The organism is Halovulum sp. GXIMD14793 (genome assembly GCF_054457435.1).
Window position 1 is genome coordinate 20008 of sequence record NZ_JBTLNE010000017.1, and the last position, 12442, is coordinate 32449.

General features: G+C 60.4%; 13 protein-coding genes. 4 read left to right on the forward strand and 9 right to left on the reverse strand.

From position 1 onward, the window contains the following. Window positions 1–6 precede the first annotated feature (6 nt). From ACW9UQ_RS06475 to ACW9UQ_RS06495, 5 genes are all read right to left on the reverse strand, one after another. On the reverse strand, window positions 7–843 hold the full coding sequence (locus ACW9UQ_RS06475) for an outer membrane protein assembly factor BamD (protein ID WP_458930189.1): 837 nt from the start codon (window positions 841–843) through the stop codon (window positions 7–9). Window positions 844–947: 104 nt separating this feature from the next. Then, window positions 948–1871: a UDP-3-O-acyl-N-acetylglucosamine deacetylase gene (lpxC, locus tag ACW9UQ_RS06480; RefSeq protein ID WP_458930190.1), complete on the reverse strand. Its 924-nt coding sequence runs from the start codon at window positions 1869–1871 to the stop codon at window positions 948–950. Window positions 1872–2082: 211 nt separating this feature from the next. Next, window positions 2083–2808 (reverse strand): SDR family NAD(P)-dependent oxidoreductase, encoded by a 726-nt coding sequence (locus tag ACW9UQ_RS06485; RefSeq protein ID WP_458930191.1) that lies wholly within the window; start codon window positions 2806–2808, stop codon window positions 2083–2085. A 141-nt stretch (window positions 2809–2949) separates the two neighbouring features. After that, window positions 2950–3135: a hypothetical protein gene (locus ACW9UQ_RS06490; protein WP_458930192.1), complete on the reverse strand. Its 186-nt coding sequence runs from the start codon at window positions 3133–3135 to the stop codon at window positions 2950–2952. Next, entirely contained in the window at window positions 3132–3557 is a 426-nt protein-coding gene (locus tag ACW9UQ_RS06495; RefSeq protein ID WP_458930193.1) for a hypothetical protein, read from the reverse strand. Before ACW9UQ_RS06495 ends, ACW9UQ_RS06490 begins: the two co-directional genes overlap by 4 nt. Window positions 3558–3661: 104 nt before the next feature. Between ACW9UQ_RS06495 and ACW9UQ_RS06500 the strand changes: the two genes are divergently transcribed. Together ACW9UQ_RS06500 and ACW9UQ_RS06505 are read left to right on the forward strand one after the other, a co-directional pair. After that, a complete protein-coding gene (locus tag ACW9UQ_RS06500; protein WP_458930194.1) occupies window positions 3662–4096 on the forward strand; it encodes a hypothetical protein in 435 nt (144 codons plus the stop codon). Further along, window positions 4096–4491: a hypothetical protein gene (locus tag ACW9UQ_RS06505; protein WP_458930195.1), complete on the forward strand. Its 396-nt coding sequence runs from the start codon at window positions 4096–4098 to the stop codon at window positions 4489–4491. Before ACW9UQ_RS06500 ends, ACW9UQ_RS06505 begins: the two co-directional genes overlap by 1 nt. Before the next feature lie 14 nt (window positions 4492–4505). On the opposite strand, the gene ACW9UQ_RS06510 is transcribed toward ACW9UQ_RS06505, so the two are convergent. Next, window positions 4506–5480, reverse strand: coding sequence for an NAD(P)/FAD-dependent oxidoreductase (locus ACW9UQ_RS06510; RefSeq protein WP_458930196.1), 975 nt, complete (start codon window positions 5478–5480; stop codon window positions 4506–4508). A 30-nt stretch (window positions 5481–5510) separates the two neighbouring features. Beyond that, window positions 5511–7055, reverse strand: coding sequence for an exodeoxyribonuclease VII large subunit (gene xseA / locus ACW9UQ_RS06515; RefSeq protein ID WP_458930197.1), 1545 nt, complete (start codon window positions 7053–7055; stop codon window positions 5511–5513). A 116-nt stretch (window positions 7056–7171) separates the two neighbouring features. Here xseA and purD point away from each other — a divergent pair, with 116 nt between their 5' ends. Next, window positions 7172–8434 (forward strand): phosphoribosylamine--glycine ligase, encoded by a 1263-nt coding sequence (gene purD / locus ACW9UQ_RS06520; protein WP_458930198.1) that lies wholly within the window; start codon window positions 7172–7174, stop codon window positions 8432–8434. A gap of 226 nt (window positions 8435–8660) precedes the next feature. Here purD and ACW9UQ_RS06525 read toward each other — a convergent pair whose 3' ends face one another. Beyond that, window positions 8661–9860 carry a pyridoxal-phosphate-dependent aminotransferase family protein gene (locus ACW9UQ_RS06525; RefSeq protein ID WP_458930199.1) on the reverse strand — a complete coding sequence of 400 codons (1200 nt, stop codon included), beginning with the start codon at window positions 9858–9860 and terminating at the stop codon, window positions 8661–8663. A gap of 108 nt (window positions 9861–9968) precedes the next feature. Between ACW9UQ_RS06525 and ACW9UQ_RS06530 the strand changes: the two genes are divergently transcribed. After that, window positions 9969–11705, forward strand: a complete 1737-nt coding sequence (locus ACW9UQ_RS06530; RefSeq protein ID WP_458930200.1) for an ABC transporter ATP-binding protein — start codon at window positions 9969–9971, stop codon at window positions 11703–11705. A 36-nt stretch (window positions 11706–11741) separates the two neighbouring features. Here ACW9UQ_RS06530 and ACW9UQ_RS06535 read toward each other — a convergent pair whose 3' ends face one another. Continuing rightward, the gene (locus ACW9UQ_RS06535) at window positions 11742–12422 is read right to left on the reverse strand and encodes a TIGR04283 family arsenosugar biosynthesis glycosyltransferase (protein WP_458930201.1); all 681 of its coding nucleotides are present in this window, start codon (window positions 12420–12422) and stop codon (window positions 11742–11744) included. Window positions 12423–12442: the final 20 nt, after the last annotated feature.

Consider the following 12442-nt stretch of genomic DNA (forward strand, 5'->3'; position numbering starts at 1 on the left):
CTGCGCTCAAAGCCATTTGCCCCGGATCACCTGCCGGTAAATACGGCTCAGCCAACCCCGGCCACTATCCTTGGCCTCAAGCCCCCGATCCGTCAGCAGCTTGTAGGTATCTTCATACCAGACCGAGCCCTGATAGTTATGGCCAAGAATGGCCCCAGCAGTCTGGGCATCTTCCACCAACCCAAGCGACAAATAGGCTTCGACCAGCCGATGCAGAGCCTCGGGCGTATGCATGGTGGTCTGGAAATCTTCGATCACCACGCGGAACCGGTTGATGGCCGCAGCATAGTGACCTTTCTTCAGGTAGTAGCGCCCAACCTCCATCTCTTTGCCCGCCAGATGGTCAAAGGCCAGATCGAATTTCAAACTGGCCGAAGCAGCGTAGTCGCTGTCAGGATAGCGTTCGATGGTCTCACGCAACTCCTGCAAGGCTTCGAAGGTCAGGGATTGATCGCGTTTTACGTCGACGATCTGGTCATAATAGCTAAGTGCGATCAGATATTGCGCATAGGCGGCGTCTTCATCCGCCGGATACAGGTCCAGATACCGGTTCGCGGCGTCGCGGCTTTCGTTGAACAGACCAGATTCGTAATAGGCAAAGGCAGACATCATAGTCGCCCGTTTGGCCCATTCTGAATAGGGATACAGGCGCTCTACCTCATCAAACAAACGTGCGGCGCGGACGCTGTTACCGCCGTCCAGATCACGCTCTGCCGCGACGTATAAATCCTGCGCCGAACGAGATTCGACAGGGATTTCCTTTTCGCCGCCAAAGATGCGACCACAGCCGGTCAGCGTGCTGGCAAACAGGATGATGATGACCAAATACCGAAAAAAGCTCATGCCGACCGCTACTTCATAGTTGCACGGAGGACTGCCCCCCGCGCGGTGCTTAGCACAGACCTTAAAGGGTTAGAAAGAGGATGGAACCCGCAAAATGCGCAGGATCAGCCAACCCGTGCCAAATCGACGGCGCGCAGGCCGAAACCTGGCAGGCCGCGAACCATTTCAGGTGTGCAGTCAATGACCTCATACGCGTCTGGGGTCGCAAAAAGTTTGCGCAGCAGCGCGTTGGTGGCCCCGTGACCGGCACGCTGGCCGTTGTAAAGGCCCAGGATCGGCTTGCCAGCCAAGGCCAGATCGCCCAGCGCATCCAGCATCTTGTGGCGCACGCATTCATCCGTCCGGCGGAACCCTTCGGGGTTCAGAACGGCATCGCCCTCAACCACAACGGCGTTTTCCAGCGTACCGCCCAGCGCAAGACCTGCGCTTTGCATTGCTTCAACATCACTGTTGCGGCAGAAGGTGCGACAATCCGCCAATTCCCGCGCGAAAGAGCCGTTGGCCATATCCAGCCGACGCTGTTGCTGGCCGATAGCCGCATCAGGGAAATCAATCGCGAAATCGATGGTGAACCCGTCGTCCTGCGGCAAAAGCTCTGCAACCGCCCCATCCTGTTCATGGCGCACAGGCTTCAGGATGCGGATTGCAGCAATTCCTGCCCCCAGCTTCACCAGTCCGGCGCGATGAATGTCGCGCACAAACCGACGGGAAGACCCGTCCATGATCGGCACTTCGGGTCCATCAATGTCGATCAACACATTGTGCAGACCCGTCCCGGCGATGGCCGCCATCAGATGTTCGATGGTTGAAACCTTGACCCCGGCCCCGTTGCTGATGGTGGTGTTCAGCTGCGTGTCAGAAACCGCGTTGTACCGTGCAGGCACCATCTTATCGCGATCAGTGACATCAATGCGGCGGAACCAGATACCAGCATCGGCGCTTGCGGGCCGCAATGTCATTCGCACGGGCCTGCCGGAATGCAAGCCAGTACCGACAAATTGAACATCTGTTTTCAGCGTTGTCTGCACGATAGGACCTCTTTGGTTGCCTCGCTGGTTGCGATGTTGAAACTGTCGCGATGCAAGGCGTCTTGGTTCACAAAAATAGACTTTGTGCAGTGCGCAAACAAATCAACGATTATGTCGGTTTGCTACAGATTTGTAACAGCGGCCTCTCAACCCCAAGCTGTACAGGGAATAGGCGATCCGGCCACGTTACCACGCCAAATACGGAACGGGTCTATAGGTGCTGCCCGCCATTGATCTCGATCTCGGTTCCGTTGACGTAAGAGGACGCATCCGAGCACAGGAAATAGATGACATCCGCAACCTCATCCGTGCTGCCGATGCGCCGCAGGGGCAGCTTTTCGATGATCTTGTCGGTGCCCGGTGACAGAATCGAAGTTTCGATCTCGCCGGGGGCGATGGCATTGACGCGGACCCCAAGCGGACCGAAATCATGCGCCATCTCGCGGGTCAGCGCGGCAAGGGCGGCCTTCGATGTCGCATAGGCCGCCCCAGCGAATGGGTGAACCCGGGCCCCGGCGATCGAGGTCACATTGACCACTGCGCCCTTCGCTTCGACCAGTTCCTCCTGCAGGCCGCGCGACAGAACAATCGGCGCGAAGAAATTAACATGAAATACTTTTCCCCAATCCATCAAATCCGTGGTGATCGTGTTCAGACGTTCGCCATCCGGCCCTTTGGGGGAAATTCCGGCATTATTAACCAGCGCATGCAGCGGCCCGTCTAGACGTTCGCGGATGATCTCAACCGCATTGATCGTGTCGGCAGGGTCGGACAGATCAAGCTGGATATGGTTGTCCTCGCCGCCCGGCCAGGGGCATTTGTCATCCAGCGCATTGCGAGAGCATGTCAGCACCCGCCAGCCTTCACCGGCAAATTTCCTGACCGTCGCGTGACCGATACCGCGGCTTGCGCCGGTCAAAAGCAGTGTTTTGGTCATGCTGATCCCCCGCCCCGTGCATCTGCAACCATGGTATTGCCGAACTACAGTGACATCGACGCAGGCCACAAAGGCAAGAGAATACGCATCACGTTTTCGCAGAACACGGGCTTTTTCCGCGCCCGCCACGGCGCAATCCGGTCATTCCCCGGACTGGCCGTTTCCGAAATACTCCGCCTGCGGCAGAAAACCGCCCAGCCGCGCGGCGCTGGACCAGCCACGCTCTGTTTCTTGGGTGCCGATCAGAACCACGCCATTGGCTGGCAGGCCCAGAGGTTTCAGGGTTGCAAGGATATCGCGCCGCGCCTGCCCCCAACCGGCCGTCAAACCGGGGGTACGCCCGGCCCCGGCAAAGTTGACACCGCTGACCTCCCGCAACTCAACGGCAAACGCATCCGGAGCCTCGCCCTCCGGGGCCAGTACCGACGATCGCACCGGATCAGCCCGGATAGCTTTTCGCGCACCTCTGTCGGCATCTCCAACCGCCGCGCCAGTTTCAGCCGCAATCCCTGATGGGTGAACAGAAACGCGGTCACGTCACGCCCCGCGCCCTTGAGGATCGAGGCATATTGCGGATAGGCCAACCCCAGTTCCTTGGCCCGGCGCATTCGGCCGCGCACAATCTCTAGCGGGACAGTGCCGATCAGATCCCGCCGCGCCTTTTTCCAGCAATGCCGCCGCCAGCCCTGACCGGGCTCAAATTTAGGGCCTTTGTTGTGGCCCGGTCCATAGTGCTTTGTCTCACGCATCTCAGCAGATTCAGGCCAAACGCACATAAAGGTCAATGCTGCGCTATTGACCCGGGTCGCGCCATACCCAAAACTGCGGCGCATCAGATTAGGGAGTCGAAGCGATGCGCTTTTTGGTGGCCATGTTGTTCTTTCTTGCCAGCCCGGCGCTGGTCTTTGGTGGGCAGGCCGACCTGTATTTACGCGCCCTTGAGGCCGAAGATATCCCCAGCGAGGAATGGTTCGCCATGGTCGCGGGCAAAACCGTAACCTACCGGATCGACGACCAGCTTTGGGCGCATGAGACCTATGACCCCAATACCAACCGGGTCTATATCGCGCTGGCCGATGGGGAGTGTATGGAAGGTATCTGGACCCATACCGATGGCGCATTTTGCTTTGCCTGGGAAGACGATGACTTTGTGTGTTTCCGTCATGCCCGCTCGGACGAGGATATTCTGATCATTCCGATGCAGGGCGGCGAAATGTCCGGGGCCATCCAAACCGTCGACAGCATCGACGACACGGGCCTGCCCTGCGGGCCGGAGTTGATCGGCTGATGCGCTTTGTCCTGCTGCTGCTTTGTACTGCGCTGCCTGCGCAGGCCGACCAGATTGTCGGCCCCGCCGAATTTCAGTCCATAAGCGAAGGCAAAACCCTGCATTTCACCCGCGACGGCCTGACCTTCGGAGCAGAGCAGTTCTACAAGAACCGCACCAGCACCTGGCAGTACCCCGATGGTACGTGTACGTCCGGCCAGTGGTACGCAGATGGGGATGCCGTTTGTTTTGTGTACGAACACGAGCCGTTTCCGCAATGCTGGCTGATAACCCGGCGGGATGAGACCATTTTTGCCAGACTCAGCCATCTGCCAGACAGCGACCCGTCCGAGATCCGGCTGTCACATATAGATGACGAACCGGTTCCCTGCCCCGCACCTGATCTGGGTGTCTGACAACGCCCACATGATCATTTCAGATAGCGCTCCGGCGAAAACGGCGACAAATCAGAATTGGCTTTCCGCCCGTCCACCATATCCGCGATAAGGCGTCCGGTCTTTGGCCCTGCCGTCAATCCGACATGCTGGTGCCCAAAGGCTGCCAGACAGTGCCCCCTATCATCCAGCGGTCCGATCACCGGCAGGCCATCAGCTGTCACGGGGCGATGGCCCATCCAGATTTTTGTATCCTCATAGGTCAGATCCGGCATCAACTGGGAAATTCGGCGGCGCAAATACGCCTCTGGCGCGGCGTGTGGCGCGGCCTTTAGGCCGCTAAATTCGACCAAACCACCGACACGCAAGCGGCCTTGCATCGGCGTGATCACAAACTCGCCCTCGGTGACCAGAATCGGCGCGCGCGGCATGTCGGAGGGGGCGATCAGCTCCACATGATAGCCGCGCTCTGACTCCAGTTTCAGCCCCTGCAAACCAAGGGACCGCGCCAGCGCCCCGGACCAAGCACCCAGCGCCAATACCAGACGATCACCCGCAATCCGTTGCCCGCCTGCCAGCAGTGCCGGACACGGCCCGTCAGTATCAACGCCTTCAATCTCTGCGATCTTGATTTGCCCGCCCTCGGCCTCAAAATGGGCAGCCAGCGCCTCAACATATGCCCCGGGGTCCGAGATGCGGCCATGGTTCGGACAGACCACCAGCGTCTCAAAGGCCTGTGCCAGCATTGGCTCCTTCGCCGCGACCTCTGCCCCAGTCAGCACCTGTATATCAAAGTCGTAGTCTTGGAAGACCATCCCGGGCAGGCTGCGCAATGTCTGGGGCGTGACCAGCGGCAGGATGGCGCTGGCCGCCAGCACCCCGGCATTACCATAGCTAGCCCCGGCGGCCGGACCCGTGCGGTCGACCAAGGTCACCTCGTGCCCTGCACGTTGCAGCCAGATCGCGGCAGAGACGCCGACAATCCCGGCACCAGCAATCACCACATGCATATGAATCATCCCAAACTTAACATGACGGAATCAGAACAACTCACCCTGATCATCCGGGCTGGCCTTGCTGGTGCCGCGGCGCGGCGCAGTGCCGGTTTTGACCCGCCCATCTGCAAACTCAATTTCCAGCGCAGCGGCCTTGCGGGCTACGGCCGCGGTTTGCACCAACGCACCGTCATCCTGCCTGACCACGGCATATCCTCGCCTCAATGTCGCCTGATATCCCATTGTCTGCCTTAACTTTTCCGCCGCGTCTAGCCTGCGTTTCTCATCAGTAATACGTCGATGGATTGCGCGGGAAAGATCGGAGGAAATCCGACCCAATTGCCGCTGCCAGTCAGAGACCAGCAGCCGCAAAGGCTCTACCGAGACACGCTGACCGGTCAGCTTGTCGCGGGACCGTTCGGCCCGCCGTTGCAGTGCCCGGGCGGCATCCACCTGCAAAACCTGCAGCCGGTCCCACCGCCGCGTCATTCCAACCCGCAACAACCCCGGCCCGAACTGCCCGGACAAGCCCGATGAAATCTGGATTTTTCTTTCCTGAACAAGGGCTTTTAGCCCGTTTTCCAAGCGCCCTGATATCGCATCCAGCCGTTGTACACGGTCGGCCAGCATCTGCGCAGGTTTGGGCAACCCCCGGCCCAGATCCCGCAGCCTTTGGCTGCTATCGGCCAAACGGCGCGACATGGCCCCAATCCGGCGCTCATCTAGTTTCGCCAGATGCGCGGTCAGATCTGCGCGCACCGGCACCGCCATTTCCGCGGCAGCCGTTGGGGTGGGCGCGCGTTGGTCAGAGGCGTAATCAATCAGGGTCGTATCAGTTTCGTGGCCCACGGCCGAGATCAGCGGGATCGCGCTGCCTGCTGCCGCCCTTACGACGATTTCCTCGTTAAAGCCCCAAAGATCCTCGACCGAGCCGCCGCCCCGCGCGACGATCAGCACATCAGGACGCGGTATCGCCCCGCCCGGCGTCAGTGCGTTGAACCCGGCAATCGCAGCGGCAACCTCTGCCGCGCATTTCTCCCCCTGCACCGCCACCGGCCAGATCAGCACCTTGCGCGGGAAGCGGTCGCGCAACCGGTGCAGAATATCCCGGATCACCGCGCCCGAGGGGGAGGTGACCACACCGATCACCTCCGGCAGATAGGGCAAGGGGCGCTTGCGGTCTGCGGCGAACAGCCCCTCAGCCTCCAACGCCTTCTTGCGCTTTTCCAGCATCGCCATCAGCGCGCCCATACCCGCAGGTGCAATGCTGTCGATCACAATCTGATAGCGTGACTGCCCGGCAAAGGTGGTCAGGCGACCTGTTGCGACCACCTCCATCCCTTCTTGGGGCTGGGTCCGCAGACCGGTCGCAACCCCTTTCCAGATCACACCGGCCAAAACCGCCTTGTCATCCTTGAGGTCCATATAGACATGGCCAGAGCGGGGCCGGGACACGCGCCCGACCTCACCACGTATCCGGACATGCGCAAACTCCCCCTCAATGGTCCGCTTGATCGCGCCGGACAGCTCTGAGACGGTAAATTCTGGGGCGTTCTGGCCCGGGGCGGGATCGTCGATAAGATCGGACATAAGCGCAATCTAGCGCCGGTATCAGCCGTGCGAAAGCGCAATTCGCTGCGGCTGGTGCTTGCCCCGATCAGTCCGCCGCCCTAAACCGGTTCGCATCAACAAAGGAGACGCTTTTCGTGAAAATACTACTCCTCGGCAGTGGCGGGCGTGAACATGCGTTGGCCTGGGCGATTGCGCAAAATCCGAAATGCGACCGGCTGACATGTGCCCCCGGGAATGCCGGGATGCGGGAGGTTGTTGAATGCGTGAAGTTGAACATTGAAGATGCTGAAAGTGTTGTAAATTTTACCAAAGAGGGCGCGTTCGATTTTGTCGTGACCGGCCCAGAGGCCCCGCTGGCTGCCGGTGTCTCCGACGCGTTGCGGACCGCTGGATTTCTGGTCTTTGGCCCCAGTCAGGCGGCGGCGCAGCTAGAGGCGTCAAAGGCGTTTACCAAAGATATCTGCGACGCAGCCGGTGTGCCAACTGCGGCCTGGGCAAAGTTCGATGCTGCCAGTCCGGCGCGCGATTATGTGCAGGCGCAGGGCGCGCCCATTGTAATCAAGGCGGACGGGCTGGCTGCGGGCAAGGGCGTGACCGTTGCGATGGACCTTGAAACAGCGCTTGCGGCTATTGATGACTGTTTCGATGGGGCTTTCGGGGAGGCCGGGGCCGAAGTGGTGATCGAAGAATTCATGCCCGGCGAAGAAGCCTCGTTCTTTGTGCTGTGTGACGGCACAGATGTTCTGCCTATCGGGACGGCGCAGGACCACAAACGTGCCTATGATGGTGATAAGGGGCCGAATACCGGCGGAATGGGCGCGTATAGCCCTGCCCCGATCATGACCGACGCTTTGCAGGCGCAGATACTCGACCAGATCATCCGCCCGACGCTGACAGAGATGGCCAAGCGGGGCGCACCCTATCAGGGGGTGCTTTATGCCGGTGTGATGATCGCCGACGGACAGGCGCGGCTGGTGGAATACAATGTCCGCTTTGGCGATCCGGAATGTCAGGTGCTGTGCCTGCGGCTGGGCGCGCAGATTCTGGATGCTCTGCTGGCCTGCGCACAAGAGACGCTGGCCGATGCCCGCGTGTATTGGGCCGAGGATCATGCCATGACGGTGGTGATGGCCGCCAAGGGGTATCCCGGCACTTATGCCAAGGGCGATGTGCTTGGCGGGCTGGATGGCATCGACGATCCGATGACCAAGGTTTTTCATGCCGGAACTGCGCTGGATGGGGATGATCTGGTGTCAAACGGTGGGCGTGTTCTGAACATCACCGCCCGCGGGACAAACCTACAAGAGGCACGGGATCGCGCCTATGCCGCCGCAGATCAGATCGACTGGCCAGGTGGGTTTTTCCGGCGGGATATTGGCTGGCGCGCGCTTAAATAGAGACGTGCGAGCCGCGCATCGCCGAGCCGTGGCGCGGCGATCCGCCCTTTGATCAAATCACTTTATGCCCACCACCGGCGCGCACCACTCAATGCACACACCAAGACCAGCCCAATCGCCGTGCCGACGGGACGGCTCGGCGATGCGCGGCGGCCTTTGGTCTTGATTCCGCGCAAGGCCAATGCGTCAACATTTGCAATGCTTGATTGATCGAGAGACGGTGAAGTTAAGCCCGCGCGGCAAGATGCTCTGATGCGACCCGCAGCGCCCCGCCGCCATGCTCGATCCCCAGTGCCTTCAGGCCAGCGTCAATGCAGCCCAGCGTGCCCATCATCATGGGCGGGCTCAGATGCCCCATATGACCGATGCGAAACAAATCGTCGCCCGCATTTGGCCCGGCATCGCCCAGCGTCAGGCCAATGCCCAAGGTCAGCCCTGCCTGCGTCTCACACCATTGCCGCAGCCGCACGGCATCTCGGGGCGCGGTATGCAGCGTCGTGACCGAGGTGGAGCGGTGCGCCGGATCGGCGACATTGAAACGGATATCGCCCAGCTCGGACCACACATCAATTGCGGACCAGACGATTTCGGCCAGGGCCTGATGGCGGGCCCAGACGGCCTCAATCCCCTCTTCCTGCAACATCTCAAGTGCTTTGTGCAGGCCCAGCAGATGATGCGTCGGGGCCGTTCCGCAGAACCGCTGATAAAACGCCTGCGGATAGACACGCGGTAACCAGTCATAATAGCGCGACACGCGCGGCTGGGTCTTGCGCGCCGCCAGCGCCTTTTCATTGACGAAGTTGAAGCCCAGACCGGGCGGCGTCATCAGCCCTTTCTGACAGGCTGCCACCAGCACATCGACGCCCCAGCCATCCATCTCGAACGGCTCACATGCCAGCGAGGCGATGCAATCCACCGCCAGCAAGGCATCATGCCCGGCCGCATCCATCGCCTGCCGAACCGCCGCGATATCGTTGCGTATCGAAGTTGAGGTATCGGTATGCACGGTGATCACGGCTTTGATCTGTCCATCCGTGTCCTTGCGCAGGCGATCCTCAACCTGTTGCGGATCGACCGGGGCGGCGGTGCCAAAGCCCAGCACCTCAACCTCCAAACCCAGGCCTTCGGCAATCTCGGCCCAGCCCTGCCCGAACCGGCCGGTGACCAGCGCCAGAACCTGATCGCCCGGGGCGACCATGTTGGCCAAAGCCGTTTCCCAGACCCCATGACCGTTCGAGATGTAAATCGCCGGGATCGCAGTGGTGCGCGCCACGTTCTGCAGACCGGTGGTGATTTCTTCGGCGATTTGCAGCAACGGCCCCTCATAGATATTGGGGGCGGCTGTGTGCATCGCGTTCAACACTGCATCGGGCATCACGGTTGGGCCCGGAATGGACATCAGGTGGCGACCGCGGGCGAGCGTCATGGCAAAAACTCCGATTACGTTTGATCAAGCATTAGGCGGAAACCCGCGCGGGTTCCAGAGGACAAAATCCAGATTGGCCCCCACCGCCCCCCATGCTAGGGGACGGGCATGGACACAAGCACGACAATGGGCACCTATAAACGCCTCTGGCAGGGATGGTACCGGCATCGCTGGAAAGGCGTAGCGGGCGTTTTCCTGCTGATGCTGATCGTAGCTACGATGTCAGCGCTGTATTCCAAGGGGATTGAGTACATCACTACAGCGATGCAGGAAGGTCGTTATTCGGTGATGTATTGGGGGCCGCTGGTGGTGATGGCGCTGGTGGTGGTCAAATCCGGCGCGCAATATGGCAGCCTGCAATTGTCCAACCGGATTGTCGGCGGTGTCGGCAAAGAGTTGCGGCAGGAAATGTTTGCCTCCCTTGTCGATGCTGATCTGGCGCGCCTGGCACAAGCGCCCGCTGCGGCCCAAGCGGCGCGGTTCTCCGCCGAGATTGGTCTGATCGACGGAGCAACACGCACCGCAATCAAGGGTGCAACAGCCGTTCTGACCATCATCGTGACCTTTCTGGTGATGCTGACCATCGACTGGTCGCTGACCCTGATATTGTTCGCCGTCTTTACCCTGGCATTGCTGCCGGTCAATCTGATCGGGCGGCGGGTGCGCAATATCTCGCGCGAGACACAGTCCGAAATCGGGCATATGACCTCGGGCATCACCGAAAGCCTGAGCGGCATCCGGCTGGCCCGCACCTATCAGCTGGAAGAGCCGTTGAAACAACAAGCTACGCAACAGTTTGATCGCTTGTATAAGCTGATGCTGCGGATGGTGAACTGGGATGCCCGGATCACGCCGCTGATGGAGGTGCTGGCCGGTTCTGCCGTCGCAGTGCTGTTTTTCGTTGTCGGCTGGCGGATGACCAAGGGCACGATCACCCTGGCGGAATTCATGGCGCTGCTGACTGGGCTGGGCGTCGCCACCAACCCTGCCCGGCGGCTTGGCAATACCTATGCTATCATGCAGCAAGGCCGGGTTGCCCTGGAACGGGTGTTCGAGCTGTTCGACGCCCCCAATTCGGTGGTGGACAAGCCAGACGCCAAACCGATGGAATACGCCAAAGGGGACATCACGTTTCATGACGTGGAGTTTGCCTATCCCGACGGCACGCCAGCGCTGAAGGATTTCTCGCTGAATGTGCCGGCGGGTACCAAGGTGGCGCTTGTCGGTCGATCTGGTGCAGGAAAAACAACCGTTTTCAATTTGTTACCACGGCTTTATGATCCTGTAGCCGGTCAGATCACATTGGATGGCATGGACCTGCGCGATATCCGTATCGCGGATCTACGGCGTCAGATCGCCGTGGTCAGTCAGGAAACCGTTTTGCTGTCCGCAACCGTGGCCGAGAATATCGGGTATGGCCGCCCTGACCACACCAGTGATGATGTGGAGGAGGCCGCCAAAGCCGCCGCCGCGCATGATTTCATCTCTGAGCTGCCTGAAGGCTATGACACCCCTGTCGGTCCCGGCGGCGCAACATTCTCGGGTGGTCAGCGGCAGCGCCTGTCGATCGCGCGGGCCATTCTGCGCAAGGCCCCGATCCTGTTGCTGGATGAGCCGACCTCCGCCCTTGATGCGGAAAGCGAGGCGCTGATCAAAGCGGCGCTGGATCGGCTGTCCGAGGGGCGGACCACATTTATCATCGCACACCGGCTGTCGACGGTTCTGGATGCGGATATGATTGTGGTGATGGATAAGGGGCAGATCGTGGATACCGGCCCGCATGCCGAATTGCTGAAACGCGGCGGGCTTTATGCTGACCTTTATGCGCTGCAGTTCGCGGATTGAGCGAGGTTTGCATCCAACAGGTTGGACCGACCGCTATCAACTATAACGCTGGACCAGCTGCTCTGGCGATCTGCCCGCAAAATACAAAATCAGCGTGGACAAGTTGCGCCAGCCGCGCCGGAGCCACCCATCACGGCGATACCGCGCAGCAGATGTAATCGCCTTGTGGCCCAAGGGGCGCAGTCGGCCACGCAAACGGCGGCTGATCGCAACATCTTCCATCAGGGGAATATCCGGAAACCCACCAACGGCGCGATAAAGCTCAGCAGAGACCAACAACCCCTGATCCCCATAAGGCAGCCCAAACATCCAAGAGCGCAGATTGGCCCAGCCCGCCACAATCCGTGGCAGCACACCGCGCGCATCAAAGCGCAGAGTAAAATACCCGGCGGCCTCACTGTGCCCTTGCATATGCGCCAGAACCGCCCCGGCCCAGCCCGGGGTCAGCACCGTATCGGCATGCAGAAACAACAACCAATCCCCCTTGGCCGCCAGCGCCCCCCGTGCCAATTGCTGCCCGCGCCCCGGTGTGCCAGTGATCAGGACCACGCCTGCAGCATCAGCCACGTTTTCAATATCATCGGCAGAGCCGCCATCGGCCAGGATCAGTTCATGGATCAGCCCCGCGTCCAGCCCTTCGGTCAACCCGGCAAGGGTCGGGCCGATCCCATCAGCAGCGTTCAGCGTTGGAATGATGACCGACAGCGGGGCAGGCACGTTTTGGGTCCTTTCACAGC